This is a genomic window from Cupriavidus sp. 01L415, from assembly GCF_056400065.1.
Window position 1 is genome coordinate 25,100 of record NZ_JBFTSP010000025.1, and the last position, 26,374, is coordinate 51,473.

The 26,374-nt window shown below is 66.7% G+C and carries 25 protein-coding genes; 11 read left to right on the forward strand and 14 right to left on the reverse strand.

What is annotated here, in order from left to right:
- Nucleotides 1-205: 205 nt before the first annotated feature.
- Complete coding sequence (gene argG, locus AC1DOX_RS24765) at nt 206-1,531, reverse strand: argininosuccinate synthase (protein WP_092139234.1); 1,326 nt, start codon at nt 1,529-1,531, stop codon at nt 206-208.
- A 369-nt stretch (nt 1,532-1,900) separates the two neighbouring features.
- Between argG and AC1DOX_RS24770 the strand changes: the two genes are divergently transcribed.
- The 3 genes from AC1DOX_RS24770 to AC1DOX_RS24780 all read left to right on the forward strand — a co-directional run bounded on the left by AC1DOX_RS24770 (nt 1,901) and on the right by AC1DOX_RS24780 (nt 3,415).
- Nucleotides 1,901-2,323, forward strand: a complete 423-nt coding sequence (locus AC1DOX_RS24770) for a VOC family protein (RefSeq protein WP_441621743.1) — start codon at nt 1,901-1,903, stop codon at nt 2,321-2,323.
- 188 nt (nt 2,324-2,511) lie between these two features.
- On the forward strand, nt 2,512-2,715 hold the full coding sequence (locus tag AC1DOX_RS24775; RefSeq protein ID WP_092139240.1) for a SlyX family protein: 204 nt from the start codon (nt 2,512-2,514) through the stop codon (nt 2,713-2,715).
- Between the two features lie 157 nt (nt 2,716-2,872).
- Nucleotides 2,873-3,415, forward strand: a complete 543-nt coding sequence (locus tag AC1DOX_RS24780) for a DUF1439 domain-containing protein (protein WP_441621746.1) — start codon at nt 2,873-2,875, stop codon at nt 3,413-3,415.
- Here AC1DOX_RS24780 and AC1DOX_RS24785 read toward each other — a convergent pair.
- From AC1DOX_RS24785 to AC1DOX_RS24795, 3 genes are all read right to left on the reverse strand, one after another.
- Nucleotides 3,402-4,328 carry a DMT family transporter gene (locus tag AC1DOX_RS24785; protein WP_441621748.1) on the reverse strand — a complete coding sequence of 309 codons (927 nt, stop codon included), beginning with the start codon at nt 4,326-4,328 and terminating at the stop codon, nt 3,402-3,404. The two genes, AC1DOX_RS24780 and AC1DOX_RS24785, sit on opposite strands and share 14 nt — an antisense overlap.
- A gap of 300 nt (nt 4,329-4,628) precedes the next feature.
- Complete coding sequence (locus tag AC1DOX_RS24790) at nt 4,629-5,453, reverse strand: NAD-dependent protein deacetylase (RefSeq protein WP_441621750.1); 825 nt, start codon at nt 5,451-5,453, stop codon at nt 4,629-4,631.
- Nucleotides 5,454-5,466: 13 nt separating this feature from the next.
- Nucleotides 5,467-5,661 (reverse strand): oxidoreductase-like domain-containing protein, encoded by a 195-nt coding sequence (locus AC1DOX_RS24795; protein WP_441621752.1) that lies wholly within the window; start codon nt 5,659-5,661, stop codon nt 5,467-5,469.
- Nucleotides 5,662-5,884: 223 nt separating this feature from the next.
- On the opposite strand from AC1DOX_RS24795, the gene AC1DOX_RS24800 reads away from it, so the two are divergent.
- Both AC1DOX_RS24800 and AC1DOX_RS24805 read left to right on the forward strand, forming a co-directional pair.
- Complete coding sequence (locus AC1DOX_RS24800) at nt 5,885-8,305, forward strand: patatin-like phospholipase family protein (protein WP_441621754.1); 2,421 nt, start codon at nt 5,885-5,887, stop codon at nt 8,303-8,305.
- Nucleotides 8,306-8,546: 241 nt separating this feature from the next.
- A complete protein-coding gene (locus AC1DOX_RS24805) occupies nt 8,547-9,395 on the forward strand; it encodes an IclR family transcriptional regulator domain-containing protein (RefSeq protein WP_092139248.1) in 849 nt (282 codons plus the stop codon).
- An 83-nt stretch (nt 9,396-9,478) separates the two neighbouring features.
- Here the strand turns inward: AC1DOX_RS24805 and AC1DOX_RS24810 are convergent, their stop codons facing one another.
- Nucleotides 9,479-10,273: a flagellar brake protein gene (locus tag AC1DOX_RS24810; RefSeq protein WP_092139250.1), complete on the reverse strand. Its 795-nt coding sequence runs from the start codon at nt 10,271-10,273 to the stop codon at nt 9,479-9,481.
- 249 nt (nt 10,274-10,522) lie between these two features.
- A complete protein-coding gene (locus tag AC1DOX_RS24815) occupies nt 10,523-11,383 on the reverse strand; it encodes a LysR substrate-binding domain-containing protein (protein ID WP_441621813.1) in 861 nt (286 codons plus the stop codon).
- A gap of 127 nt (nt 11,384-11,510) precedes the next feature.
- Here AC1DOX_RS24815 and AC1DOX_RS24820 point away from each other — a divergent pair, with 127 nt between their 5' ends.
- Complete coding sequence (locus AC1DOX_RS24820) at nt 11,511-12,134, forward strand: LysE family translocator (RefSeq protein WP_441621757.1); 624 nt, start codon at nt 11,511-11,513, stop codon at nt 12,132-12,134.
- On the opposite strand, the gene thpR is transcribed toward AC1DOX_RS24820, so the two are convergent.
- The 3 genes from thpR to AC1DOX_RS24835 are packed head-to-tail and all read right to left on the reverse strand — an operon-like array spanning nt 12,118 to nt 14,727.
- Nucleotides 12,118-12,672 carry an RNA 2',3'-cyclic phosphodiesterase gene (gene thpR, locus AC1DOX_RS24825; RefSeq protein WP_441621759.1) on the reverse strand — a complete coding sequence of 185 codons (555 nt, stop codon included), beginning with the start codon at nt 12,670-12,672 and terminating at the stop codon, nt 12,118-12,120. The two genes, AC1DOX_RS24820 and thpR, sit on opposite strands and share 17 nt — an antisense overlap.
- 19 nt (nt 12,673-12,691) lie before the next feature.
- Entirely contained in the window at nt 12,692-13,228 is a 537-nt protein-coding gene (locus AC1DOX_RS24830) for a methylated-DNA--[protein]-cysteine S-methyltransferase (RefSeq protein WP_441621761.1), read from the reverse strand.
- Complete coding sequence (locus tag AC1DOX_RS24835) at nt 13,225-14,727, reverse strand: Ada metal-binding domain-containing protein (RefSeq protein WP_441621763.1); 1,503 nt, start codon at nt 14,725-14,727, stop codon at nt 13,225-13,227. The genes AC1DOX_RS24830 and AC1DOX_RS24835 overlap by 4 nt, the downstream gene beginning before the upstream one ends.
- A gap of 179 nt (nt 14,728-14,906) precedes the next feature.
- On the opposite strand from AC1DOX_RS24835, the gene AC1DOX_RS24840 reads away from it, so the two are divergent.
- Complete coding sequence (locus AC1DOX_RS24840; protein WP_477101554.1) at nt 14,907-17,741, forward strand: M16 family metallopeptidase; 2,835 nt, start codon at nt 14,907-14,909, stop codon at nt 17,739-17,741.
- 182 nt (nt 17,742-17,923) lie between these two features.
- A complete protein-coding gene (locus AC1DOX_RS24845) occupies nt 17,924-18,307 on the forward strand; it encodes a PHA-granule associated protein 4 (protein ID WP_092139261.1) in 384 nt (127 codons plus the stop codon).
- Between the two features lie 110 nt (nt 18,308-18,417).
- Here the strand turns inward: AC1DOX_RS24845 and AC1DOX_RS24850 are convergent, their stop codons facing one another.
- The 3 genes from AC1DOX_RS24850 to AC1DOX_RS24860 form a co-directional block, all read right to left on the reverse strand.
- Nucleotides 18,418-18,990, reverse strand: a complete 573-nt coding sequence (locus AC1DOX_RS24850) for a hypothetical protein (protein ID WP_441621767.1) — start codon at nt 18,988-18,990, stop codon at nt 18,418-18,420.
- Between the two features lie 132 nt (nt 18,991-19,122).
- Nucleotides 19,123-20,280 (reverse strand): acyl-CoA dehydrogenase family protein, encoded by a 1,158-nt coding sequence (locus tag AC1DOX_RS24855; protein WP_092139265.1) that lies wholly within the window; start codon nt 20,278-20,280, stop codon nt 19,123-19,125.
- A gap of 125 nt (nt 20,281-20,405) precedes the next feature.
- Nucleotides 20,406-20,633: a hypothetical protein gene (locus AC1DOX_RS24860; protein WP_441621769.1), complete on the reverse strand. Its 228-nt coding sequence runs from the start codon at nt 20,631-20,633 to the stop codon at nt 20,406-20,408.
- A 582-nt stretch (nt 20,634-21,215) separates the two neighbouring features.
- Here AC1DOX_RS24860 and AC1DOX_RS24865 point away from each other — a divergent pair.
- The 3 genes from AC1DOX_RS24865 to AC1DOX_RS24875 all read left to right on the forward strand — a co-directional run bounded on the left by AC1DOX_RS24865 (nt 21,216) and on the right by AC1DOX_RS24875 (nt 24,109).
- Nucleotides 21,216-22,544, forward strand: coding sequence for an MFS family transporter (locus AC1DOX_RS24865; protein WP_441621771.1), 1,329 nt, complete (start codon nt 21,216-21,218; stop codon nt 22,542-22,544).
- A gap of 113 nt (nt 22,545-22,657) precedes the next feature.
- Nucleotides 22,658-23,605, forward strand: a complete 948-nt coding sequence (locus AC1DOX_RS24870; protein ID WP_441621773.1) for a LysR family transcriptional regulator — start codon at nt 22,658-22,660, stop codon at nt 23,603-23,605.
- A gap of 30 nt (nt 23,606-23,635) precedes the next feature.
- A complete protein-coding gene (locus AC1DOX_RS24875) occupies nt 23,636-24,109 on the forward strand; it encodes an aminoacyl-tRNA deacylase (RefSeq protein ID WP_092139273.1) in 474 nt (157 codons plus the stop codon).
- Nucleotides 24,110-24,162: 53 nt separating this feature from the next.
- Here AC1DOX_RS24875 and eutC read toward each other — a convergent pair whose 3' ends face one another.
- Both eutC and AC1DOX_RS24885 read right to left on the reverse strand, forming a co-directional pair.
- Nucleotides 24,163-24,966, reverse strand: a complete 804-nt coding sequence (gene eutC, locus AC1DOX_RS24880; protein WP_441621775.1) for an ethanolamine ammonia-lyase subunit EutC — start codon at nt 24,964-24,966, stop codon at nt 24,163-24,165.
- A 15-nt stretch (nt 24,967-24,981) separates the two neighbouring features.
- The gene (locus tag AC1DOX_RS24885; protein WP_441621777.1) at nt 24,982-26,364 is read right to left on the reverse strand and encodes an ethanolamine ammonia-lyase subunit EutB; all 1,383 of its coding nucleotides are present in this window, start codon (nt 26,362-26,364) and stop codon (nt 24,982-24,984) included.
- Between the last annotated feature and the right edge of the window lie 10 nt (nt 26,365-26,374).

Genomic DNA, 26,374 nt, shown 5'->3' on the forward strand with positions numbered 1-26,374 from the left:
CTTGCATGACACACCACCGGCTGGAAAGCCTGCGATTCCGCTGGCTGGAATCCCGGCAGCACGGGGAGCCGATCCCCCTGGAAGCCCGTCAGCGCGCGTGCGGGCAGGCTGATGGCGACGCCATCGGCAGACGGCCAGCAATAGAAAAAGCCGGCACGATCGCTCGTGCCGGCTTTTCTCTTTTCTGTTTGACGCGTGCCGCCGCTCAGTCTTCCAGCTTCGGCAGGGCGGCGCTGGTCTTGCTCGACAGCAGGCCGCTCTTGGCATACGTCTGCAGCTTCTCGCGGGTATCCACGATGTCCAGCGTGCGCATCGTCAGCTGGCCGATGCGGTCCAGCGGCGTGAACATCGACTCGCCCTTTTCCATCGTCAGGCGTTCCGGCTTGTACGTCAGGTTCGGCGACGTGGTGTTCAGGATCGAGTAGTCGTTGCCACGACGCAGTTCGATCGTCACCTCGCCCGTCACGGCGCCAGCCACCCAGCGCTGGGCGGTTTCGCGCAGCATGATGGCCTGCGGATCGAACCAGCGGCCCTGGTACAGCAGGCGGCCCAGGCGGCGGCCGTTGTCGCGGTACTGCTCGATGGTGTCTTCGTTATGGATGCCGGTGATCAGGCGCTCGTAGGCGATGAACAGCAGCGCCAGGCCCGGGGCTTCGTAGATGCCGCGGCTCTTGGCCTCGATGATCCGGTTCTCGATCTGGTCGCTCATGCCCAGGCCATGACGGCCGCCGATGACATTGGCTTCCATGAACAGGTCCACGCTGTTGGCGAACGTCTTGCCATTCAGCGCCACGGGCTGGCCTTCCTCGAAGCGCACGGTCACTTCCTCGCGCTTCACTTCCACGTCATCGCGCCAGAACTGCACGCCCATGATCGGCTGGACGATGCGGATGCCGGAGTCCAGTTGCTCCAGATCCTTGGCCTCGTGCGTGGCGCCCAGCATGTTGGAGTCCGTCGAGTAAGCCTTCTCCGCCGACATCTTGTAGTCGTGGCCGCTCTGGCGCATGAACTCGGACATCTCGGCACGGCCGCCCAGTTCGTCGATGAACTGCTGGTCCAGCCACGGCTTGTAGATCTGCAGACCCGGGTTGGTCAGCAGGCCGTAGCGGTAGAAGCGCTCGATGTCGTTGCCCTTGAACGTGCTGCCATCGCCCCAGATGTTGACGCCGTCGTCCTTCATCGCGGCCACCAGCATCGTGCCGGTCACGGCGCGGCCGATCGGGGTCGTGTTGAAGTAGGTCACGCCGGCGGTCGAGATATGGAACGCACCGCATTGCAGGGCCGCGATGCCTTCGGCCACCAGTTGGGTGCGGCAGTCCACCAGGCGTGCCGCCTCGGCACCATAGGCCTTGGCGCGGCGCGGAATGTCTTCGTAGTCCGGCTCGTCCGGCTGGCCCAGGTTGGCCGTGTAGGCGTAGGGGATGGCGCCCTTCTGGCGCATCCAGAGGAGCGCGGCGCTGGTGTCGAGTCCGCCCGAGAAGGCGATTCCGACGCGCTGGCCGGAAGGAATGTGCTGCAGGATGGTAGTCATCGCCAGAAATCTAGGTGAATTTGTCGGCTCTTGGGGCGCCCCGCGGGGGAAGGACAACGCGGCCAGCCGTATTTGGCGCCCGAACTCGTAACCGTGAATTGTGACACGCCCGGGCGCCCGCGCCAAACAGGCCGGCCAGACCGGCCCCGGACGAGGCTCAGTCGGCACGTTCGGTGATCGGTCACCCCGGCACGAGCGGGCTATCCTAGCCATGCATCGTCCCCAAAAACTTGTCCGTCTGTTACGGCCTGAAAAGAATTCGATGTGGACGATGTCCAGTTCGTTTGCTAGGCTTTTGTGGACGGCGTACACAAACCGCTGTCCAATGCGGCGCCGGAATCCCGGCCAGCCGCTCACCAGGAGATATCGATGGCAACGCAAGTGCAGTCTTATCTGTTTTTTGACGGCCGCAGCGAGGAAGCGGCCGAGTTCTACAAGTCCGCTCTGGGTGCCAAAGTGGAAACATTGATGCGATTCCGTGACGCCCCCGAAGCCGGGCCGGGCTGCGGGCCTGGCGCCGGCAACGAGGACAAGGTCATGCACATGGAGATCCGGATCGGCGATACGGTCGTCATGGGCTCCGACGGGGAATGCAAGGGGCAGGCAACGTTTCAGGGCTTCGGCCTGTCGCTGACCGTGCCGGACGTGGCCGCGTGCGACAAGGCGCTTAATGCGCTGGCCAACGGCGGCAAGGTGGTCATGCCGGCGGCGAAGACGTTCTTCAGCGAACGCTTCGGCATGGTGGCGGACAAGTTCGGCGTGACGTGGATGGTGCTGGTCGCCCCGAAATAACGCGTGCAAGGCAACGCAAGCAACGTGTCCGGGTGACACCTGGGATGACGCCCGCTTAGCGCCGAAAGCGCACCCAAAGCGCGCTCGAATCGCGCCCAACATCGCGCCCGGAACCCTTGCGGGCGGCATCCTCGCGACAGGTCCGGTCAGGCCGTGCCGTAAAATGCGCGGCCAACCGGAGAAACACCATGGAATCCCGCCTGACCGACCTCGAGATCAAGGTTGCCTTCCAGGAAGACCTGATCGAGACCTTGAACCTTGCGGTCGCGCGCCAGCAGCAACAGATTGACCTGCTGCAGGCGCAGTTCAGGGCGCTTTACCAGCAGGTGCGCGCGAGCGCCCCCACTGGCGCCGAGACCGATCCGCGGCAGGAAATCCCGCCGCACTACTGATCAGGCCACAAGCCCGCGCCCATGCGACGGGCACATCACCCTCGTCCGACCTCCGGAACGATCCCCTCGCGTGCCCGGTCACACTTGCCAAGTGCCGACTCGCCCTGAGCCTATGCCCCGACACCTGTTTTCCACATTTTTCCGAACGCGTCGCCTGATGCTGGCGATGGCTGCCGTCGCGGCCATCGGCACCACTGCCCTCGCCCATGCTGGCTACAACGTCTGGACCGGCGAGTACACCTTCACGAAAGCGGAACTGCAGAGCGCGGTGGACAAGCGCTTCCCGACCACGCTGCGCTACGGCGAACTGGTCAGCGTAAAACTGACCCACCCGCGCCTGGTCCTGGACGAGGCCGGCAACCGCGTCATCACGCAGATGGACGCGGCCCTCACCAACACCGTGCTGCCGTCGCCGCCGATCAATGGCACGCTGGCCCTGAACAGCGGCATTCGCTACGACGCCACGCGCCGCGCCGTGGTGCTCGACAATCCCACGGTGCAGCAGGTGCAGGTCCAGGGAATGAGTCAGTACAGCGAGCAGCTCAACGCCATTGGTGCGGTCGTGGCGCAGCAGTTGCTCAAGGACTATCCGCTCTACACCTTCAAGCCGGACGAGCTGCGCTTCAACGGCAAGGACGTCGAGCCGGGCGCCATCACCGTAGCGCCCGACGGTATCCGCGTGCAGGTCAACCTGCGCTAGTCGACTGCCGCTGGCGGTCCTTCTCCACGCGGAAGACCAGCGCCAGCCCCCCGAGGATCCCTGCCATGCCCAGCAGCGACGACGGTGCCAGCCGGTTGCCCAGCACCAGGTAGTCCAGCATCGCCGTGCCTGGCGGCACCAGGTAGAACAGGCTGGTGACGTTGACGAGATTGCCGGCCCGGATCAGGCGGTAGAACAGCAGCGTTGCCACCACCGAAATCACCAGCCCCATCCACAGTAGCGGGATCAGGAAGCCGAGCGTGCGCTCGAAGGTGAACGGCTGGAACGGCAGGCACAGGAGGCACATCCCCAGCGCCACCGTGTATTGCAACGGCAGGATCTCCACCGGCGCCTGCCGGATGCGCTTCTGCAGGATCGCGCCAACGGTCATGCAAGCCAGCGCGGCCAGCGCGCAAAGCAAACCCGCCGCCGACAGCTTCGCGGCCACCAGGCTGTTGGCGACGATCATCGCCAGCCCGCCGAGCGCAAGGCCCAGCCCCGCCAGCCGGCCCACCGAGACGCGCCGCTCCATCCACAACAGCGTAAGGATCGGCTGCACGCCGAGCACGGTGGCCAGCACGCCCGGCGTCATGCCGCGATCCAGCGCCAGCAGATAGCAGATCGAATAGCCGCCAATCATCAGCAGGCCCGTCATGGCCACGCGACATCGCGTGCCGCGCGCTGGCAACAGACGCCGGCGCACCAGCCCGATGGCCACCAGCACGGCCAGCGCGATCACGAAACGCAAGGTCAGGAAGGCGAACGGGGAGGCGTGCGCGAGCCCCCATCGGCTGAAGATCGCACCGCCGCTCCACAGCAGCACGAACAGTGTGGTGGCGCCATGCGCCGCGAGGGTATGCATACGCCCGTCCACGGCGGCATCTTCCGCCGTGGCGTTCTTGTCGAAAGTCATGAGTTGTCACCTGTCGAAAACCACGCAGGCTCCGGCGCGCACGGCGGGATATCGCCCGGTGCGGGGTTCGGTCAGAACGGCCGGAGAAACAAGACGGCTGGAGTCAGCCGCGTGGCGGCGCGACAGATGTGATGCCGCGCAGGCCGCGCGCGCGCATCGGCATGCCGGCGAACGCGGCAGCAACAATGGCAAGGGCGGAAGAAGCGGGCATGATCGAAGGGATAGCGGGTCGAGGTCGGTGGCGGTGTCAAAGCGCGCCGGCAACCGGTTGGACGATGCTAGCCGCGGCCGGCCAGCCGGTCAACCGGCATGCAGTCCCAGCGCCTCGGACAGCCCCGCCAGCGTGGGGCCGATCGGCTCGGCCACCTTGAGCGACAGCAACGGATCGGCGCGCGTCGTGCCCAGGTTGAGCGCCGCGACCGGCACGCCGCGCTCCCTGGCCCACAGGCAGAATCGATAGCCGGAGAAGACCGTCAGGGATGAGCCGATCACCAGCAATGCGTCCGACAGTTCCAACGCCTGCCGCCCGGCCTCCACGCGCTCGCGCGGCACCGATTCGCCGAAGAACACCACGTCGGGCTTGAGCAAACCCTCGCAGCGCTCGCAAACGGGCACCTCGAAGTTGTCGAACAAGGGCGATTCCAGGTGGGCGTCGCCATCGGCCGCCGGCAGGGCCGATACATCACGGAACTCGGGATTGTGTTGCCACAGCCAGCGCTGCAGGTCGGACCGTTCGTAGCGCGTGTGGCAGGACAGGCAGATAACCTTGCCGATGCTGCCGTGCAGTTCGATGACACCACGGCTGCCGGCACGCTGGTGCAGGCCGTCCACGTTCTGCGTGACCAGCGCCGAAACCCGGCCGGCTTCGCCAAGCCGGGCCACCACGTGGTGACTGATATTCGGCTGGGCCCCAGCCGCCACGGGCCAGCCGACCATGCTGCGCGCCCAATAGCGCTGTCGCGCGGCATGGCCGCTCAGGAAACCACGGATGGTCATGGGTGCCGCGCGCTGCCACTGGCCGTGCTCGTCGCGGTAGCCGGGAATGCCGGAGTCCGTGCTGACGCCCGCTCCGGTCAGTACGAACAGGCGAGGATGGCGGCGGACGAAATCGAGAAGATCGCTCACTGGCCAGCGGAGATTACGACGACGGCGAGGTGGCTTCCGCGCGGGCCGCCTGGCGGGCCTCCCACGCTTTCAGCTCCTGCCGATAGCGGTCCATCTCGTCGTTGTAGTAGTCGAAGATGCACGGGTCGCATCCGCTCTGGCAGCACTCATTGTCACCGGGCCGCTCGGGCGGCAGCGGGCGTGGATCATCGGTCACGGGGGAAGGCACGGCAAAGCCTGAAAGGAATGTTACGGCGCCAGTATATGCCGCCCCGGCGATTCCGGCCGGACGCCGCCAACGGCGCCGGCGTCCGGTCCTCCGATCTGAATGCTTCTGCGCGCCATGATGAATTGTTTCGAATGTTGGATGCCGCCCGCACTGGTCTGGAGATGGGCTGCTAGCCTTGTGGCACGATGGCCGCCTGCCGGCCGACAGCGGACGTCTCTCTGCCATGACTGTTGCGTCGCGCCTCACCTCCGTTTTGCCACTCCTCGCGTGGGCGATTGCCGCGCCGTGGCAGGCGCTGGCGGCGGCGCCCACCCCCATGGCCCCGCCCGGGCCGCCGGCTGACAACATCTCGCCCGCGCCCAATCCTCCGGCCGCGGCGCCCCCCATCCTCGTTCCGGCCGGGCCGCCGGCGCCAACGCCCGGATCAGCCGGTTCAGCCGGTTCAGCCGGCTCGGCCGACGCAACGGGCTCGACAGCCCCGCCCGTACCGGTTGCCACCGCCGCTGCCGCGCCTCCCCTTGGGCGCCCCAGGATCTGCCTGGTCCTGTCGGGCGGCGGCGCACGCGGCGCCGCGCATATCGGCGTGCTCAAGGTCCTGGAGGAACTGCGTGTGCCGGTCGACTGCATCGCCGGCACCAGCATGGGTTCCCTGGTGGGGGGCGCCTATGCCAGCGGGATGAGCACGGCCGACATGGAAAAGCTCGTCGGCACCCTGACCACGGCGGAGATCTTCAAGGAACGCCCGCCGCGCCAGGACCTGGCCATCCGCCGCAAGATCGACGACCAGACCAACCTGTTCACGCCGGAGATCGGTGTGCGCAAGGACGGCCTGCTGCTGCCCAAGGGCGCGGTGTCAGGTGTGCAGCTGGAAACGGTCCTGCGCCGGCTGGCCAACGCGCCCGGCTACCGGGATTTCGACGCGTTGCCGATCCCCTATCGCGCCGTCGCCACGGACCTGGTTTCCGGCACCGCCGTAGTCTTCAGCCAGGGCGAGCTGGCCAACGTGATGCGCGCCAGCATGTCGGTGCCGGGCGCGGTGGCACCCACCGAATACCAGGGCAAGCTGCTGGTGGATGGCGGCCTGACGGACAACCTGCCCGTCGACGTGGCACGTGAGATGGGCGCGGACGTCATCATCGCTGTCAACCTGGGCACCCCGCTGATGAAGCGGGAGAACCTGACGTCCTTGATCGGCGTAACCAGCCAGATGCTGAATATTCTGACCGAACAGAACGTCCGCACATCGCTGGCATCGCTGCGGCCCGCGGACATCCTGATCCTGCCGGAGCTGGGCGACTTCTCCGCCGGCGACTTCGACAACCTGGTCAAGACCATTCCGATCGGCGAAGCCGCCGCCCGCCGCGAACAAGGCCGCCTGGCCGCACTGTCCCTGCCGCCGGCCGACTACGCCCGCCTGCGCAACGCCCAGCAGTCGCTGCCGCCGCCCGACCTGCGCCCCGCGGACGAAATCCGCTTCGCGCCGATGAAGCGCGTGAACCGGGACTTTGCCGCCGCGACGATGGAAACCAAGCCGCATACGCCCATCAGCCAGGAAACGCTGGACCGCGACATGCGCCGGCTGTTCGGCACCGGCGATTTCGAGCATGTGAACTATCGTTTCCTCGAAGAACCCGGCAAGCGCATCCTGTCCGTCGATGCCATCGAAAAATCGTATGGGCCGGGCTACCTGCGCTTCGGGTTGGGGCTGAGTTCGGACTTTCGCGGTGACGCCTACTTCAACGTGCTGGCCAGCTACCGCCGTACGTGGCTCAACTCGCTCGGCGCCGAGTGGCGCACGGATGTACAGGTCGGGCAGACGTCGGGTCTGATCAGCGAGTTCTACCAGCCGCTCGACGCACACCAGTATTTCTTCATCGCGCCGCGCGTGGAATTGCAGCGCCGGCCCGTGAACATCTTCAATGGCAACACCCGCTTCGCCCAGTACGACCTGCGCCGCATCGACGTGGCACTGGACGTCGGCAGCCAGGTCACCAAGTACGGCGAGGCACGCGTGGGCGTCCTGTTCGGGCACCAGAACGCGTCGCTTTCCACCGGGCCGGCAACCCTGGCCCCTCCGGCCGAAGGCGTCGACCGGCGTGCCATCGAGGGCCGGATACTGGTCGACCAGCTCGACAGCATCAATTTCCCGCGCTCCGGCTATGGGGCGACACTGAATATCTACGCGTCGCAAGCCGGCATGGGGGCCACCGATACCTATACCAAGGGCGACATCACTGCGACGTTCGCCTATTCGATCGGCAACAACACCCTGGCCCTGGGTATCAAGGCTGGCAGCAACCTGGGTGGGCCGGGGTTGCCGCGCTATGACCTGTTCCAGTGGGGCGGCTTCCTGCAGCAGTCCGGCTACAGCACCGGGCAACTGATTGGCGGCAACTTGGAGTTCGCGCGGCTTGTCTATTACAACAAGCTGGTCCGGCAGACCTTCCTGGAAGGCGTCTACGCCGGCTTCTCGCTGGAAGCCGGCCACATGGGTTCTCCGCTGGTGCCGGGCAGCCCGACGGGCTTGCTGAAATCCGCCTCCGCATTCCTGGGCCTGGACAGTCCGATCGGCCCGCTCTACCTGGCGTATGGCAGGGCGTCAGGCGGCAGCTATGCCTTCTATCTGTTCCTCGGCAAACCCTGATCGCGCAGGGCGCGCGTAGCGCAAAGTGCGTTACGCCCAACCCCCACCGAAGTTGTATGTAATGTCTATGTGCGCCTGCCTATACTGGGTTTCGTCGTTAAGACCCCCGTCTTGACTGACACACCCCTTCCCCGTCGCCGCCCCAATCGGCGACATTTTTTTGCCCGAATGCCGGCAGGCAGGCGTGCGGGGCGTTAAGATGCGCGATTATCGAACAGCCCGCATCCGCTCCTCCTGCCCAATGGACGCCCCCAGCCCCCTCAGTATCAAGCCGGCGCAAGCCGATACCGTCCGCGCCGCCCGGCCGCCCTCGGACATCCTGAGCAGCTTTGCAGGCGACCCCAATTTCATGCTGTCGCTGGCGCGGGGGTTGACGGTGCTCGAGGCATTCTCCGAACGGAAACGCCCGCTGACGATCTCGCAGGTCGCGCAACGCACGCAGCTGTCGCGTGCTTCGGTACGGCGATGCCTCTATACCCTGGAGCAACTGGGTTACGTCAGCCAGCAGGACGGACACTTTGCGCTGCGCCCACGCGTGCTGCACCTGGGCCATGCCTACTTCTCGTCGACGTCGCTGGTCTCGCTGGCCCAGCCGATCCTGGATAACCTGAGCACGCGTATTCACGAGACCTCGGCGCTGGCGATCCTGGATGGCACGGACATCCTCTACCTGGTGCGGTCCGAAGTGCAGCGGGTGCTGACCCACTCGCTCGGCATGGGTAGCCGGCTGCCGGCCTATTGCACCTCCACCGGCCGGCTGCTGCTGGCCCACCAGCCCGCCGCGGTGCTCGAAGCGTTTTTCGAGCACGCCGAACTGCGTCCGCGCACGCTGCAGACCAAGATCTCCCGCCCGGAACTGGAAGGCGCCTTCCAGCGCGCGCGCGAGCTGGACTACGTGCTGATCGACGAAGAACTGGAGCCCGGCCTGCGGGCAATTGCCGTACCGGTGCGGTCGCTGTCCGGCGTGGTGCTGGCGGCCATCAGCGTCAGCGTGAAGGCCAACAAGGTGTCGGAGGGGGAAATGGTTGCGCGCCTGCTCGCGCCGATGCGCGAGGCGGCCGCCGCGATCGGGAAACTGATCGGGGCCTGATCGTGGTCTGATCCACGCCCCGGGGGATCGGGGCGCCTGCGGGATCGCCGCAATGCCGCCCCAGTAGCTCCGCAGCTCCGGGATCAGCCCCGGTGCGCCAGCTCCAGCTGGAACACCAGCCGTTGCAGGAAGTTCTCCATGCGGCCGTCCGGGTTCAGGAATGCGCAGCCGTAGTGGTGCACGGTGTTGTCGTCGAAGCCGACCATCCAGTGCCCCACCACCTGCATGTCGAGTTCCAGCCGGCCCAGTTCGCCGAAATCGAGCAAACATTTCCTAGCCACCGTGCCCACCGGGAGCCGGTCCGCGCCCACGGCGCGAGAACGCAGCCCCACGCCCGACAGCGACAAGTCAGCGATATCGAGTTGCAGCACGCTCTTGTCCGCGGAATCCGGCATGCGGATCTCGCAGCGATAGCCTTTAGTCAGCAGCGTGCGCGCACGGAAATGGCGGCGGCGCTGGAAGTGATAGAGCTTGTCCGGGAAATCGGCGATGAAGGCCGGGCCCCCCTCAAAGCGCGTGGCGCCGGGCGCACCGACCATGAAGTTGACCGGCACGCCGCGCAGCAGGCCCGAGAACGCATTCTGCTCGGAGGCCATCAGCGCCTGGCGCTCGCCGTCGACGCGGCACCAATCGAAGATGAAGGTCTTGTTGGCCGGATCGACGTGCAGGATCGACGTCACGATTTCCGAGCCGCCCTTCGAACGCACGTTCAGCAGGCATTTCTGCCAGGCCATGTCGCGCAGCACCGTGCCGATCTGCGAGCTGTGGGTGAGCCGATAGCGTTCGTCCGACCGCGTGCCTTCCTGCTCGTCTTGCTCGCCCTCGACCTGGGGCTGGGTTTGGGCCTGCTGGGGCCCACGGGAATCGTGGAGACTCATGAAATACGCTACGTCGAAAGGTGGTTGCGCCGCGCCTCGCCCGGGGGAAGCGACACAAAAAAGAGGCTGGCGGCGCCAGCGCCGCATGGTAAGCGCCGCCGCCGGGGTGGCGCAAGCACATGCCATGGCCTTCGGCAAAATACGACGTAACTTGAGCGACCGACTTCCGGGGGGTAGCGTCGGCTTCGCTTTCCGCCTTGGCAATGACGTGGACTGCACCCGGCCGGACTGGCGGGCGGTTGTGCCCGGCTAACCGGCCAGCGACGTCTGCGCTTGGGCGCGCAGCCAGTCGAACAGGGCGAGGCGACGCGGATCCGCATCGAACGACACCGGCGACAACAGATGGTATGACGAGCCGTCGGCCACAAACCCCAGCGGCGCGGCCAGGCGGCCATCGGCGATTTCATCCGCCGCCATCAGCTGCGAAGCCATCGCCCAGCCCAGGCCGGCCGCCGCAGCCTGCAGGCACAGGTAGAAATGCTCGTACCACGCGTCGCCGCCGGCGGCGGGCGCGGCGCCCGTCGCACGCGCCCAGCGTTGCCACGCATCGGGCCGCGTCCGTGTATGGAGCCGCGTCGCGGTAGCGGGCGCCTCCCCGGACCGGTCGGGCCGGCAGACCGGGCCGACGCGCTCGGGCGCCAGTTCCCGCGCATGCCAGCCGGCATCGAACGCAAAGTCATTGCGCCGCAGCGCCACATCCACGCCGCTACGGGAGAAATCGATCGGACCGCCTGCAGCCATCAGGTGCAGCGGGATGTCCGGGTGCGCCGCCGCAAAGCGTGGCAGTCGGGGTATCAGCCAACGCATGGCAATCGTCGGCTCGCAGGACAGCACCAGCGCCGCCTGGGGCGCCGGCGCACGGATCTTCTCCGCTGCCGCGGCCAGCAGGTCCATCGACTGGGTCGCAGCCGCGTGCAAGGTGCGGCCGGCCTCGGTCAGGAAGACGGCGCGGTTGCGCCGCTCGAAGAGGGCGACGCCCAGCGTGTCCTCCAACTGGCGGATCTGGCGGCTGACGGCACCGTGGGTCAGGTGGAGTTCGTCAGCCGCGCGCACGAAACTCTCGTGCCGCGCGGCGGCTTCGAAGAACCGGATCCAGCCCAGCCAGTGCATCGATTGCATGAATATAAGTCAGGTTTTCTCACTGATACCCGCGAGTATATATCGGTTGTCGTACCCATTTCTGCGGGACAGAATGGCGCCGACTCCCTGCCCGTTCCTTCACGAAAACTGACTGGAAATGACCCCACTCGCCGAACTGCTGGCCGTCGCCACCATTACCCTTCTCGCCGTCATCAGCCCCGGGCCGGACTTCGCCATGGTCACCCGCAACAGCTACCTGTCTGGCCGCCGCACAGGCGTGGCTTGTGCGCTGGGCATCGCCCTGGGCGTGCAGGTCCACGTCTTCTATACGATGTTCGGAGTCTCGGTGCTGATGCGGCACGCCCATGGGCTGCTGACCGTGGTCAAGCTGCTGGGTGCCGCCTACCTGATATGGATCGGCATCCAGACGCTTCGCAACCGCACCCGGCTGACCGTGGATACCCGCGCGGCACCGGTCATGTCCGGTTTGGCCGCGCTGCGGATGGGATTCCTGACCAATGCGCTCAACCCCAAGACCACGCTGTTCGTGGTGAGTACCTACACGCAGGTGGTCAACGTTCACACGCCACTGACGGTGCAGTTCGGCTACGGGCTGTTCATGTCGCTGGCGCACTGGGCGTGGTTCAGCCTGGTGGCGTGGTGCTTCGGCGCCGCCGCGTTGCGCGCGGCGATGCTGCGGCGCCAGGGCCTGCTCGACAAGACGATCGGCTCGGCCCTGTGCGGGCTGGGCGTGGCGCTCGGCTTCAGCAACCTCGGTTGAGCGCCGCCATCGGATAAACGGCGCGCGGCACGTGGCGCGCGCCCTGCTGACTCAGAAAACTCTCAAAGAGGACGAAGCGCTCGACGCGCCACGGCGGCGTCGACAGATCGCGACAGGCCGCCAGCCAGTCGCGCAGCACTCCTTCCGGCACGGTGGCCCGGCATCGCGCGACGGTCAGGTGGGGACGAAACTGGCGCCGCTCGGGAGCGATGCCGACCGTGGCGAGGCTGCACTGGATGTCATCAAATAACGTGGCCAGCGCGGGGTCGGCTGCCAGGCCCGCCCACAGGATCGCGCCCTGGCGGCCACGAAAGCGGCCTACGCCCTGCAACGCCATCGACATCGCGGGCGCAGGCACTTCGCGCAGGGCGGCGTCGATCCGCGCGGCGGCATCCTCGTCCTGATCGCCGAGAAAGCGCAATGTCAGATGCAACTGCCCGGGCGGCACCGGCCGGATGCCGCGATGCGCTGGCAGCGTGCGCAACAAGGTCTCCGCCACCCCGACGGGTGTCTCGATGGCGATGAAGAGCCTTGCCACGCCGCTGTCGTGCAACAGGTCAGCCGAACGCCAGCATGGCCTGTCGGACGACTGGTAGGGCGTGTGCGCTGGCCACGCCTTCCAGTTTCAGCAGCGCGCGCTTGCGATCCACACCCCCTGCATAGCCGGTCAGGTCCCCCGACGCGCCCAACACGCGATGACACGGCACGATGACCGACAACGGATTGCGGCCCACCGCGCCCCCGACGGCGCGCGCATGACCCGACGGCAGGCCCAGCCGGGCCGCGAGTTGCCCATACGTCGTCGTATCGCCAAACTCGATCGCGCATAAGGCCTGCCATATGTCTTGCTGGAACGCGCTGCCGCCAAAGCGAATCGGCACCGTGAATGCCTGCAGACTCCCGGCGAAGTACGCATCCATTTCCTCGGACGCCTGTTCGAACAAGCGCGAATCGGCAGCCGGTGCAGCCGGCAGTTGGCGGACATCCGCCGGGTAGTACTTCTGGCCCACGAAAAACAGCCCCGTCAGCGCCCCGTCCTGACCGCGCAGCAGGATGTCGCCCAGCGGGCTGTCGATGATCTGGTAGCTGGTCATGCCGCTTGCTCCTCGACCTGGCCGCCCGGCACGCGCAGCGCATCGTGGCGATACCAGAGGTGAATGGCCGCATAGGCGCGCCACGGCGCCCACTGTGCGGTCCTGGCGTTCATCGCGCGAACGGTGCTGACGTCGAGCACCTTGCGCAAGACATAGTCGGTCGCCGGAAAAGCATCGGGCCAGCCCAATGCGCGCATGGCGATGTACTTCGCGGTCCAGTCGCCAATGCCGTCGATGGCGCGCAACTGCGCCACAGTGCCTTCGGGCGGCGCAAGCGGATCAAGCTGGATCTCGCGCGCCGCCACACGCGCCGCCAGCCCGCGGATCGCGCGAATCTTGCCCGCTGGCACGCCGGCTTCGCGATATGAATCGTCCGATAAATCCGCCAGGGCCCGCGCGGTGGGAAACGCATGCGTGAGCGGTGCCAGTCCCTCCGGGCAGGCCAGGCCGGAGAGCGCGGCCTCGGGAAGCGGCTCCCCCGCGATCCGCACAAGCCGCGCGAGGATGCGTCGCGCGTGCACGACCGAAATCAGCTGCCCGATGATCGCGCGCACGGCGATCTCGAAGCCATCGAACGTCCCCGGCAGACGCATGCCCGGAACCGGCGCGGCGAGGTCGCCCAGGTGCCGGTCGACGACGTCGGGACGGCAACCGAGATCGCATAGCCGCCGCACCTTGCCAAGCGCCTGCGGAATCACGTGAGCCAGCGTGCCGGACAGGGTCACGCGCAGCACCGTGCGCCTCGGGACGTGCTCCAGCCGTACCCAGCCGATGTGGCGTTGGCCGCCGGCATCCATCGCCAGCGTGCGCGTGCAGGTCTCGCCGTGCACCTGCTCGATGCCATCCACGGCGCGCGTGCCAAGGAACACCAGCAACGCCGCCCACGCCAGCGGTGGCCGGTAGCCGAGCTCGAATACGAGCCGGTCCGCCATGCCGTCTGCCGCGCGCTTGCGCATCGCCAGCGGCGTGAGGCCATAGCGTTCCTTCAGGACATCGTTGAAGCGCCGCACGCTGCCGAATCCGGCGGCCAGCGCCACCTCCGACACGGGCAGCGTGGTGTCGGTCAGCAGGCGCTTGGCCAGCAGCAGCCGCTGTGTCTGCGCATATTCCAGCACTGTGACGCCGAACTGCGCGTCGAACAGGCGCCGCAGATGCCGCTCAGTCACGCCGATGCGCGCGGCCAGTTGCGCCACGCCGGCCTCGGCCATGAAGCCTTCGTCGATCAGGGTGGCCGCGGCCTGTGCCAGCCGCCCGGAAATATCGGCCAGGCCGTGACCGGGCGCCAGTTCCGGCCGGCAACGCAGGCAGGGGCGGAAGCCATGCTTTTCCGCGGCCGCGGCGGTCTCGTAGAACGTGCAATTCTCCCGCTTGGGCGTGCGCACCGCGCAGACCGGCCGGCAGTAGACGCCCGTGGACGACACCCCGACGAAAAAGCGCCCGTCGAAGCGTCGGTCGTGGGAGGCGATGGCCTTGTAGCAGGTGTCTGGATCGAGGTGCATGCCGTGCATCGTAGCGCTTCGCACGATAAAAAATACGCTGGATTCGGACATTCTCCTCCACCCGCCCGGCCTGGCGGGTGTCCCCGGATCTGAAAGTGCGGTGGGACCCGTTTGCGCGGCCCCCGGTGCGGATAGAATCGCCACAGCAGCGGCCGAATCCGGCTGCTCACGGAGACCTCATGCGCCGTCTTGTTGCCAGCATCATGCTGGCCGCCTCGTTTTTCCTCACGCTGCCGGTGCTGGCCGCCCGGCCCGCCACGACTGTACCGGCGGCAGCGCCAATCGCCCCCGCGACGCGCGTGACGACCGTGGAAGGCATCACCGAATACCGGCTGGCCAACGGCCTGCGCATCCTGCTGGCGCCCGACGATGCGCAGCCAACCACGACCGTCAACATGACGTACCTCGTCGGCAGCCGTCACGAGAACTACGGCGAGACCGGCATGGCGCACCTGCTGGAGCACCTGCTGTTCAAGGGCACACCGCGCCTGCCGGGAAAGACGATCGTCACCGAGTTCGCGCGGCGCGGCATGCAGTACAACGGCACCACGTCGCAGGACAGGACCAATTTCTTCGAGACATTCTCGGGCAGCGAAGACAACCTCGACTGGGCGCTGAGCATGGAAGCGGACCGCATGGTCAACAGCTTCGTGGCGCGCGCCGACCTCGACAGCGAGATGACGGTCGTGCGCAACGAGATGGAGATCGGCGAGAACAATCCGATGCGCATGCTGCTGCAGCAGATGTCCGCGGCGGCGTATCGCTGGCACAACTACGCCAAGGCGCCGATCGGCGCGCGCAGCGACGTGGAGCAGGTCGGCATCGAGAACCTGCAGGCGTTCTACCGGCGCTATTACCAGCCTGACAACGCAGTGCTGGTGGTGACCGGGCAATTCGATCCGGCGCGGACGCTGGCGCGCATCGAGCAGGCCTTCGGGCCCATCGCGCGCCCGACGCGCGTGCTGGCGCCCGAGCACACCGTGGAGCCGCCGCAGGAAGGCTCGCGTGACCTGACGCTGACGCGGCCGGGCGACAGCAGCATCGTCGCCGCGCAGTATCACGTCGGGCCGGGGGCGCATCCCGACAGCACGGCACTGGCGCTGCTGTCGGTCATCCTGTCCGACACGCCGGGCGGGCGACTGGAGCGTGCGCTCGTCGACACGCACAAGGCGGCCTGGCAGTCCGGCATGCTCAACGCGATGCGGGACCCGGGCGTGATCGTCTTTGCCGCGGGCACCAGCAAGGATCGCTCGATCGACGCCGTGCGCGCCGCGCTGCTGGCCGAGGTGGAAGGCCTGGCCAGCCGGCCGGCCACCGAGGACGAACTGGAGCGCGCGCGCGTCCGCATACGCAATTCCTACGAGAAGATTCTCAACGATCCGACGCGCTATGGGGTCGCGTTGTCGGAGGCCATCGCCAAGGGTGACTGGCGACTGTTGTTCATTGCCCGCGATCGCGTGGAAACCACCACGTTGCAAGACGTGCAGCGTGTGGCCGAGAACTACCTCCGCCCGGCCAACCGCACGGTGGGCCAGTTCCTGCCGGGCGACAAGCCCCAGCTTGCAAACATTCCCGCGATGCCGGACGTGACCGCCCTGGTGCACGACTACGCAGGCAAGCCGGCCGCCCGGCCCGTCGCCACATTCGACACGAGCCCGGCCAATATCGACGCGCACACCGTCCGGCAAACGCTGCCCAACGGGATGCAACTGGCGCTGCTGCCCAAGCCCACGCGTGGAGAATCCGTCAATGGCACCCTGATCCTGCGCTTTGGCAACACGCAGGCGCTGCAAGGCAAATCCTCCGTGGGAAGCCTGACGGGCGGCATGCTGGAACGTGGTGCGGGCGCATTCAGCCGCCAGCAGATTGCCGATCGCCTGGAGGTGTTGAAGGCCAATGTCTCGTTTTCCGGCAGCTCCGAACGACTCACGGTGCGCTTTGAAACGCGTCGCGCCTATTTGCCTGACCTGATGGCATTGCTGCGTACCGTGCTGCGCATGCCGACATTCCCGGCCAGCGAATTCGAAACGCTACGCGCCGGCAGCATCGCGGGCATCGAAAGCCAGCAGCGCCAGCCCAATGCGCTGGCGCCCAACGCGCTGGGCCGCCATGGCAACCCCTACCCCGCCGAGGATCCGCGCTATACGCCCACCTTCGACGAGAGCCTGGCCGAACTGAAGGCGGTATCCGCCGCCGACGTGCGCGATTTCCATGCACGCTTCTATGGGGCCGAGCACGCGCAACTGGCCATCATCGGCGACTTCGATGCCGACGACGCCACCCGTCAGGCCGCGCTCCTGTTTGGCGACTGGCGCGCGCAGGTGCCGTTCGAGCGCGTGGACCGCCCCTTCATCGACATTCCGGCCGCCAGCTTTACGCTGGACACGCCGGGCAAGGCCAACGCGGTCTACCTGGCTTCCCAGCCAATCGACCTCGTCAGCGATTCACCCGACTACCCGTTGCTGCTCATTGCCAACCGCGTGCTGGGTGGCACCGGCATGCGCAGTCGTCTAGCGGACAGGCTGCGGCAACAGGAGGGCATCAGCTACGGGGTATCCAGCTCGATGACCGTCGGCGCGCTGGACCGTGCGGGCCGCTTCGGACTGTGGGCGGTCTATGCGCCCCAGAACCAGGCGCGCCTGCGCCGGGCCGTCGATGAGGAGATGGCGCGCTTCGTGCGCGATGGCGTCTCCGCCAGCGAACTGTCCGAGGCGGTCAGCGGCCTGCTGCAGCAAGGTCTGGTCAGCCGGACCCGCGACGGGGCGCTGGCCGGCACGCTCGCCAACCAGCTCTACCTGGGCCGGACCATGGCCCACACGGCGGAGATCGAGGAACGGATCCGCACGGCCACGCCGTCGGCGGTCAACGATGCCATCCGGCGATACCTGCGGCCAGCCGGCCTGTCCCAGGTGTACGCGGGTGACTTCAACGCCACCGGAGACGCCGCGACGGTGCCCGCTGGCGCGGCGGGGCCGTCCGCGGCAATCGCTCCGGCGGAGGTATCAAAGCCTTAGGAAGCTGGTATAAGGGAGGAACGCGAATTTAAGGCGAGACCGGCCTTGGGCGGAGCACCCGATGCTTCCGCCAGCACGTCCGGCGGAGCCATCGGGCGCCCCGGCCTACCCCGTCAGTGTCCTTGTGACGGGTCGGCAATCACTGTATATTCGTACAGTATTCGTTGAGACAAGAGGTGTGGATGTCAATCGTGCGAGCTGGCAGCAAGGCGGAAGCGCTTCGGCTTCTGGCCTCGGAGCAGGTGCTGGCGCTTGAGCTGGATTACGAGACCGGATGGCAGGATGCCGTGGAACTCGGTCGGCTCGGAGAAAAGCGCGGAATCAAGGTGCAGTATCGCGGACAGGAAAGCATCGCCGTCCGTTCCCGCGAAGCCCTGATCGAAGGGCTTTGCAAACCCAAGACAACGTTCCGGCAGCGCAATTTGTACTGCCAGTTCGATCTCGGCACGTTGGCCGATCACGAGTTGCTGGATCTGGAAGCCAAGGCGAGTCGCCTGGGCGACTACATCCTCGCGGGTCATCTGCTGCGCGACGTCGACGGCATCTGGCCCCAACCCGCATCGTAGCGACGCGGGGCATTCAGGCTGCGCTGCGCGCAGACGGAACGGGGTCAATCGACTGGGCTGGCCCCAGTCGATCAGCCGGCGCAGGCGACCTCGGCTTTAGCGGTTGACGATCACTGCCATATGCGCGTCGCGCCGGCCCAGCGGGCTGCGGCGGAAGCGTGCATCACGGTGCATTCCGCCTCAGAGACGGGCGCCTTCGTTTCCTGTCCGGTTTGGATCGCGGTCCGGCACAGCACCGCCGTGACCAGCGTCTTGATATGCCCGCGCTCGGTGCCCGCCAGCGCGGCCAGATGCGCATGGCCGTCCAGCACGATCAGGCTGTCGCCGGCCTGCGGGCGCAGTTCCAGCGCGTACAGATGGTCGCATTCGCACTGCATGCGGCCACCGGAGACCGCCACGACGATCGCACTAGGCAAAGCCAGGCCGCTCTCGCGCACGGTGTCGCGCAGACGGTCCAGGTGTGCCTGCGCCCGATAGTCGCGCGCCGAATGGGCCGGCTCGGGCCCATTGGACAGCAGCATCAGCTCGTCGGGCGACACCACCAGCGTGTAGGCCTGCAGTGCCGCGCGATACGTCGCCACCACGGCGCGTAGCCGGTGCGTGGTGCGCGACTTGTCCGGGGACGACGACTGCGGCCCCGTTGTGGCCAGCCCCGCCGGGGCCGCTACCTGGAACTTGCTCATCCTGCCTCCCTCATGCGCCATGCGCGAGTAGCGCATGCAAACGCCGACTCAGTCCGCTATCTCAGTTCGCGAGCTCTCGGATGGCGATCTGTCAGTCCGCCATCCGAGCCCAGCCATCCTCGAGTCGCTACCTCAATCGCGCAGCAGTTGCTTGGCGATGATCAACTGCTGGATCTGCGTCGTGCCTTCATACAGGCGCAGCAGGCGCACGTCGCGATAGAAACGCTCGGCCTTGTATTCGGCGATGTAACCGGCGCCGCCGTGAATCTGCACGGCACGGTCGGCCACGCGGCCTACCATCTCGGTACAGAACATCTTGGTGCAGGACGCCAGCATGCTGACCTCGGGGTCGCTCTTGCCGGCCGGCTTGGCGTCGTAGCGCTGCGCGCAATCGCGCACCATCGACAGGCCCGCGTACAGCTCGGCCTGGCTGTCGGCCAGCATGCCCTGGATCAGCTGGAAGTCGCCGATGGGCTGGCCGAATTGCTTGCGCTCCTTTGCATACGCGACGGCGTCCGTGATCAGCCGATGCGCCATGCCGCAGGCCAGCGCCGAGATATGCAGGCGGCCGCGGTCCAGCACCTTCATGGCCGTCTTGAAGCCCACGCCGGGTACGCCGCCGATGATGTTGGCGGCCGGCACGCGCACGTTTTCCAGCACCACGTCACAGGTCTTGGTGCCGCGCTGGCCCATCTTCTTGTCCGGCTTGCCCAGCGAAATGCCCGGGGTGTCCGCGGGCACGATGAACGACGAGATGCCCGATGCGCCGGGGCCGCCCGTACGCGCCATCAGCGTGAAGGCGCCCGCGCGCGGGGCATTGGTGATGAAGCGCTTGGTGCCGTTGATCACGTAGTGGTCGCCGTCGAGTTCCGCGCGGGTCTGCAGCGATGCCGCGTCGGAGCCGGCGTTCGGCTCGGTCAGGGCGAACGAGATGACCAGCTCGCCGCTGGCGATTTTCGGCAGGTAGGTCTGTTTCTGCTCCTCGGTGCCGTCCATCAGGATGCCCTGCGAGCCAATGCCCACGTTGGTGCCGAACACCGAGCGGAACGCAAATGCGGTGTGGCCGAGGTCATAGACCACATCGCATTCCTGCGACATCGACAGACCGATGCCACCGTAGTTCTCAGGAATGGAGATGCCGAACAGGCCCATTTCCTTCATGTCGGCAACGATGTCGGCCGGCACGTCGTCCAGTTCCTCCAGCGTGTCTTCGGCCGGCTTCAGGCGTTCGTCGATGAAACGCTGCACCGAGGCGCGCAGCAGGGAAAACGATTCGGCGTCGAGGGCCATGGGAGTCTCCGTTCAAATCCAGCACAACACAATGTGCCGCCATGGTACGCCGGCCACGAGTTTTGACAATCCACGGTCGCTTGGACAGAATGGATAATCAAACTTGACAATCCATCACGAGGGCACTACTCGTCGCATTTCTTGCGAGCGAGGGATTCGCGCGTGTAGCCGTGGCTGACGCGCAGTTGGTGCTCCGCGGCGTCCGCCTGATCGAGACACGCGAATACCAGGTCATCACGCACCTTTTGCGAGACACCCTTCAGTCGAGGTGCCTCATAGGAAATGCGCCGCGCGCGGCAGCGCAGGAACAGCAGCGTCTCCTCGGACGCCGCCCGCAGTTGTACCTGGTCCATGCGCTGGCACTCCACGAGGTCGGGTTGGGCCCAGGCCATGAGAGGTGACAGCAGCAGAAGACTCAGCAGATAGCGCGACACGGACATCGACAAGGCTTTTGAAAGGTACGAGGTTCATCATTCGCTCTGCATCATTGCCCAGTGCCGTGCGTCAGGCAAGCCAGCCGTACGAACGGCATGCACAGGACGCGATGCGCGCCCGAGCAACGGTGAACACCGTTTGCAAACGGCGTTAGCAGACGCCGTTAGCGAACCCCGCCCGCGCAGCATCCCGAATCCGTCCCGCACCTCTCCCGACTGACCCCGGCATATGCCCCGCGCATCCCATGTGTCTATCGTGAAAACACTGTCCACAAGACGGGACAATTCCCTGCCAGCCCAATGCTGGCAAGACCTGCCCCGATCGATGCCTTGGCGCCGTGCCGCGCCCGGGTGGGCAGTGCGGGACATCCGGGGTACGCTAGCCGGGCACCCGGGTCCGGTGTACGACGCCCGCCTGGCACCTCCCGCCAGCCCCGCCCGCCCACCAGCGCCCGAGCCCTTTCCAGGCGGCGCCCGCGCCGCCAAGATCAAGAAGGTCCCATGACAGATATCGCCCCAACCGCCACCCCCTCCGTGGCACCCCCCTCCGCAGCACCCTCCCCCGAGGAAACCAGGAAGCGCGTTTTCGCCATCGTCGCCGCGTCGTCCGGCAATCTGGTCGAATGGTTCGACTTCTACATCTATGCGTTCTGCGCCATCTACTTCGCGCCGTCGTTCTTCCCGAAATCCGACCCCACCGCGCAGCTGCTGAACACCGCGGGCGTGTTTGCCGCCGGTTTCCTGATGCGACCGATCGGCGGCTGGCTGTTTGGCCGCATCGCGGACCGCAACGGGCGCAAGAACTCGATGGTGATCTCGGTGATCATGATGTGCTTCGGCTCGCTGATGATCGCGTGCCTGCCGACCTATGCCACCATCGGCAACCTTGCCCCGGCGCTGCTCCTGCTGGCGCGCCTGCTGCAAGGCCTGTCGGTCGGCGGCGAATACGGCACCACGGCCACCTATATGAGCGAGGTGGCGCTCAAGGGACGTCGCGGGTTCTTCTCGTCGTTCCAGTACGTCACGCTGATCGGCGGCCAGTTGCTGGCCGTGCTGGTGGTGGTGATCCTGCAGCAATTGCTCAACGAGGCCGAACTGAAGGCTTGGGGCTGGCGCATCCCGTTCGTGGTGGGTGCCATCACGGCGGTCGTCGCGCTGCTGCTGCGCCGCACGCTGCATGAAACCTCCACGGCCCAGACCCGCAACAGCAAGGAAGCCGGCAGCGTGGCCGAATTGTTCCGCAACCACAAGGCCGCGTTTTTCACGGTGCTGGGCTATACGGCCGGCGGTTCGCTGATCTTCTATACGTTCACCACGTACATGCAGAAGTACCTGGTCAACTCGGCCGGCATGTCGATCAAGACGGCCAGCTATGTGATGACGGGTTGCCTGTTCCTGTACATGTGCATGCAGCCGGTGTTTGGCGCGTTGTCCGACCGCATTGGCCGCCGCAACAACATGCTGCTGTTTGGCGCGCTGGGCGCCCTGATCACGGTGCCGGTCCTGACCGCGCTCCAGAGTGTGACGAGCCCGGAGCTCGCGTTCGTGCTGATCGCCATCGCGCTGGCCGTGGTCAGCTTCTACACCTCGATCAGCGGCATCGTGAAGGCGGAAATGTTCCCGCCGGAAGTGCGCGCGCTGGGCGTGGGCCTGGCCTATGCGGTGGCCAACGCCATCTTCGGCGGGTCCGCCGAGTATGTGGCGCTTGGCCTGAAGTCCGTCGGCCATGAAAGCACGTTCTACTGGTATGTCACGGGGATGATGGTGCTGGCCTTCTTCGTCAGCCTGCGTCTGCCGCGCCAGGCTAAGTACCTGCATCACGAGCACTGATCCGCCGGATCGGTCGAATGCCTGGGCGCCACGGCGCCCGTGGCACACTAAGGGGCCTTCGGGCCCCTTTTTTGTTACGCGCCGCCGAGACCGGCGCACCCTTCGCCTCCGCCATGGACCTCAACGCCCTGCGACTGTTCGTCGACATCGTCGATGCCGGCAACCTCAGCGCCGCCGCCCGCAAGCTCAAGATGACGCGCGCCAACGTCAGCTACCACCTGAAGGCGCTGGAGGAGGAACTTGGCGTGCAGCTGCTGCGGCGGACCACCCGGCATGTGGAGCCCACGCCCGTGGGTGCCGGCCTGTACGAACACGGCCGCAACATCCTGGGCGAAGTGGCCGCCGCCAACGCGCTGATCAGCAACATGGGCAAGAGCCTGCAGGGGCATGTGCGGTTGTCGGTGCCCACCGGGTTGGGCCACGCGCTGCTGTCGCCGCTGCTGGTGCAGTTCAAGCAGCGCTACCCGGACATCACGCTGGACGTGGTCTTCGACAATCGCATCCACAACCTCGTCTCCGAGGATGTGGAGGTGGCGTTGCGCATCATTTCCACGCCGCCCGACTCGGTGGTTGCCACCGAGATCGGCGAGGTCGACTGGGTGGTCTGCGCCGCGCCGTCGTACCTGGCGGGCAAGGTGGCGCCCACGGTACTGGCGGACCTGACCGCGCACGCCATCGTCTGCGCGTCGCCGATCGGCCAGAAGCTGAAGGCATCCGGCACGCGCGCCGGGAGCGGCGACACGCGGGAACAAGTGGTGCTGGCGCCCACACTGAGCTCCGAGAACTTTGCCTTCCTGAAGGACGCCGTGGTCAGTGGCCTGGGCATCGGCATCTTCCCGCTCTACGCCATCGGGCCGGAACTGGAGCAAGGCGCGCTGCAGCCGTTGCTGGGCGACTACCGCATCAGCGTGTTCGGCAGCAAGCTCTATATGCTGACCATGCCCAACCGCTACCAGACGATGGCCACCCGCTACCTGCTGACGTTCCTGAAGGCCGAGCTGCAGGCAATCTGGCCTCGCGTGCGGGCCGCCAGAGCCTATAGTGAGAACACCAAGGACTAACCGCGCGTGCTGGCGCGGAGGAAGGCGATCATGGCAATGGCAGGCACCCTGGCTGGCAGACTTAGCCGCATGAACAGCCAGTTCGACATCATTCGTCACCCGTACAGCCTAAGCAGCATGGCCACTGCTCAGGCCGCCCATGTACCAGGAAACCGTCTGGCCAAAACCCTGTTGCTGGAGGATGCGGACGGCTACGTGGCCGCTGTGATCCCTTCGAGCCATCACTTGCAGATGGCTGCCATCTGCGAAAAGACCGGCCGCAAGCTGGTGCTGGCCCATGAGGACGAGATCCGCGAAGTGTTCAAGGATTGCGACCTCGGTGCCATTCCGCCGTGTGCCATGTCGTATGGCATGCAGACCTTCGTGGATGAAAGCCTGCTTGAGGAACCCGAAGTGTGGTTCGAGGCCGGTGACCACCAGGAACTGGTGCATATGAGCCGCGACCAGTTCATGACCCTGATGGCCGATGCCGAACGCGGACATTTTTCGCATCGCATGATGTAGTCGACACGTGTCCTCGCGACACCCTGTGCGGCCGGCCCTCGGGCCGGCCGCAGTCATTCACGCGGCAGCGCGGGCGCGACGTCCGCACTATCGTCCTTCAGGTCCACCCCCGATCGCCCCAGCGCCACCGCGCCACGCAGCAGGAACACCAGCCGGTCCGCCGCCTGGGCATACGGCAGTCCCTCCGGCCGCACGTTCGAGATGCAATTGCGCTGCGCATCGGTCCGGCCCGGGTGCGGATCGTAGGTCAGGTAGATGCCGAGACTGTCGGGCGAACTGAGTCCCGGCCGCTCCCCGATCAGCATCACCACCTGGCGCGCGCCAAGCCGCTCGCCGATGTCATCGCCCAGCGCCACGCGCGATTGCCGCGCGATGACCACTGGCCCCACCTGCCACGCATGCAGCCGCGCCAGCACGGCGCGCAGCAACGGCACGCCGTGACGCTGCGCGGCCAGCGCGGAAAGCCCATCCGCGATGACGAAGACCACATCCGGGCGGCGATCGGGAGCCGCCGACCGGGCCTCGTCCAGCCGGCTGCGGCTGTCGGCGTCCAGCTGACGTCCGAGGTCCGGGCGGCGCAGGTAGTGATCACGATCCGGCGCGGCGCTATGGACATGCAGCACCGTCAGGCCATCGTCGCGCAGATCGGCTTCCAGCGCGCCGGCGTCGAGTGGCAAATGCACGGCATCGCGCGCCTGCGCATGCGCCAGACCGAAGGCGAGCACGGACTCGGTCTTCTGCGCGTGACCGGCGCGGCCCAGCGCAATGCGCGCACGCGTGTACTGGCGCAACTGCGCCCAGGGGTCCGGGGAGGGAGACGTGGGAGACACGCGGGGCGATGCGGGAGGCTTGGGCATGACGGGGTCCCGGTATCAGAGTGACCGCGCCATGTCGAGGAGCGGCTGGCGCGCGGCTGGCTCCAGCAGGCGGCCCGATGGGTCGAGGATCCCCATCCGCTGCAACCACGCCTCGAACTCGGGCGCCGGACGCACGCCGAGGACTTCCCGCAGATACAAGGCATCGTGGAACGAGGTGCTCTGGTAGTTCAGCATGATGTCGTCCGCGCCGGGCACGCCCATGATGAAGTTGATGCCGGCCACGCCGAACAGCGTGAGCAGCGTATCCATGTCGTCCTGGTCCGCCTCGGCGTGATTGGTGTAGCAGACATCGCACCCCATCGGCACGCCCAGCAGCTTGCCGCAGAAGTGGTCTTCCAGCCCGGCGCGGATGATCTGCTTGCCGTCGTAAAGATACTCGGGGCCGATAAAGCCGACGACCGTATTCACCAGCAGTGGCTCGAACACGCGCGCCACGCCGTACGCGCGCGCTTCCATGGTCTGCTGGTCCACGCCGTGATGTGCGTTGGCGGACAGCGCGCTGCCCTGCCCGGTCTCGAAATACATCACGTTGTGGCCCACCGTTCCCCGGTTCAGCGCCAGCGCCGCCTGCCGCGCCTCGCCAAGCAGCGCCAGCGAAATGCCGAAGGCCTCGTTGGCACGCTGGCTGCCGGCCACCGACTGGAATACGAGGTCGACCGGCGCGCCCAGTTCGATCGCACGCAGCGTGTTGGTGACGTGCGTGAGCACGCACGACTGCGTCGGCACGTCATAACGCGCGCGCACATCATCAATCAGCTTCAGCAGCGTGACGATGGCGCCAAGATTGTCGCTGGCCGGGTTGACGCCAATCGTCGCGTCGCCGCAGCCATACAGCAGGCCGTCGATGATGGATGCCGCAATGCCGCGCGGGTCGTCGGTCGGATGATTGGGCTGCAGGCGTACCGCCAGCCTGCCAGCGAGGCCGATGGTGCCGCGAAAGCGGGTCACCACCCGGCACTTGCGCGCCACGGCCACCAAGTCCTGGTTGCGCATGAGCTTGCTGACGGCGGCGGCCATCTCCGGCGTGATGCCGGGCGCCACGCGCGCCAGCACGGCCTCGTCGGTCTCATGACGCAGCAGCCAGTTGCGGAAGTCGCCCACCGTCAGCGCGGCAATCGCGGAGAAAGCCTGCGCGTCGTGCCCATCGACGATCAGGCGCGTGACCTCGTCGTCCTCATAGGGGATCAGGGCTTCCGAGAGAAAATGGGTCAGCGGCAAGTCGGCCAGCGCCATCCGCGCCGCCATGCGCTCCTCCTCGCTCGCCGCGGCGATGCCGGCCAGCGCATCGCCCGATCTCGCCGGGCTGGCCTTGGCCAGCAGCGTGCGCAGGTCCGCGAAGACATGCCGGCTGGCGCCGACGGTGCAGGTGAAGGCCATGTCGTACGGG

What these genes read in the sequence shown, in the direction of transcription:
- argG (WP_092139234.1), bottom strand. Translation starts at nt 1,531, where the DNA reads ATGACTACCATCCTGCAGCACATTCCTTCCGGCCAGCGCGTCGGAATC.
- AC1DOX_RS24770 (WP_441621743.1), top strand. Translation starts at nt 1,901, where the DNA reads ATGGCAACGCAAGTGCAGTCTTATCTGTTTTTTGACGGCCGCAGCGAG.
- AC1DOX_RS24775 (WP_092139240.1), top strand. Translation starts at nt 2,512, where the DNA reads ATGGAATCCCGCCTGACCGACCTCGAGATCAAGGTTGCCTTCCAGGAA.
- AC1DOX_RS24780 (WP_441621746.1), top strand. Translation starts at nt 2,873, where the DNA reads ATGCTGGCGATGGCTGCCGTCGCGGCCATCGGCACCACTGCCCTCGCC.
- AC1DOX_RS24785 (WP_441621748.1), bottom strand. Translation starts at nt 4,328, where the DNA reads ATGACTTTCGACAAGAACGCCACGGCGGAAGATGCCGCCGTGGACGGG.
- AC1DOX_RS24800 (WP_441621754.1), top strand. Translation starts at nt 5,885, where the DNA reads ATGACTGTTGCGTCGCGCCTCACCTCCGTTTTGCCACTCCTCGCGTGG.
- AC1DOX_RS24805 (WP_092139248.1), top strand. Translation starts at nt 8,547, where the DNA reads ATGGACGCCCCCAGCCCCCTCAGTATCAAGCCGGCGCAAGCCGATACC.
- AC1DOX_RS24810 (WP_092139250.1), bottom strand. Translation starts at nt 10,273, where the DNA reads ATGAGTCTCCACGATTCCCGTGGGCCCCAGCAGGCCCAAACCCAGCCC.
- AC1DOX_RS24815 (WP_441621813.1), bottom strand. Translation starts at nt 11,383, where the DNA reads ATGCACTGGCTGGGCTGGATCCGGTTCTTCGAAGCCGCCGCGCGGCAC.
- AC1DOX_RS24820 (WP_441621757.1), top strand. Translation starts at nt 11,511, where the DNA reads ATGACCCCACTCGCCGAACTGCTGGCCGTCGCCACCATTACCCTTCTC.
- AC1DOX_RS24830 (WP_441621761.1), bottom strand. Translation starts at nt 13,228, where the DNA reads ATGACCAGCTACCAGATCATCGACAGCCCGCTGGGCGACATCCTGCTG.
- AC1DOX_RS24835 (WP_441621763.1), bottom strand. Translation starts at nt 14,727, where the DNA reads ATGCACCTCGATCCAGACACCTGCTACAAGGCCATCGCCTCCCACGAC.
- AC1DOX_RS24840 (WP_477101554.1), top strand. Translation starts at nt 14,907, where the DNA reads ATGCGCCGTCTTGTTGCCAGCATCATGCTGGCCGCCTCGTTTTTCCTC.
- AC1DOX_RS24845 (WP_092139261.1), top strand. Translation starts at nt 17,924, where the DNA reads ATGTCAATCGTGCGAGCTGGCAGCAAGGCGGAAGCGCTTCGGCTTCTG.
- AC1DOX_RS24850 (WP_441621767.1), bottom strand. Translation starts at nt 18,990, where the DNA reads ATGAGCAAGTTCCAGGTAGCGGCCCCGGCGGGGCTGGCCACAACGGGG.
- AC1DOX_RS24855 (WP_092139265.1), bottom strand. Translation starts at nt 20,280, where the DNA reads ATGGCCCTCGACGCCGAATCGTTTTCCCTGCTGCGCGCCTCGGTGCAG.
- AC1DOX_RS24860 (WP_441621769.1), bottom strand. Translation starts at nt 20,633, where the DNA reads ATGGACCAGGTACAACTGCGGGCGGCGTCCGAGGAGACGCTGCTGTTC.
- AC1DOX_RS24865 (WP_441621771.1), top strand. Translation starts at nt 21,216, where the DNA reads ATGACAGATATCGCCCCAACCGCCACCCCCTCCGTGGCACCCCCCTCC.
- AC1DOX_RS24870 (WP_441621773.1), top strand. Translation starts at nt 22,658, where the DNA reads ATGGACCTCAACGCCCTGCGACTGTTCGTCGACATCGTCGATGCCGGC.
- AC1DOX_RS24875 (WP_092139273.1), top strand. Translation starts at nt 23,636, where the DNA reads ATGGCAATGGCAGGCACCCTGGCTGGCAGACTTAGCCGCATGAACAGC.
- eutC (WP_441621775.1), bottom strand. Translation starts at nt 24,966, where the DNA reads ATGCCCAAGCCTCCCGCATCGCCCCGCGTGTCTCCCACGTCTCCCTCC.
- AC1DOX_RS24885 (WP_441621777.1), bottom strand. Translation starts at nt 26,364, where the DNA reads ATGGCCTTCACCTGCACCGTCGGCGCCAGCCGGCATGTCTTCGCGGAC.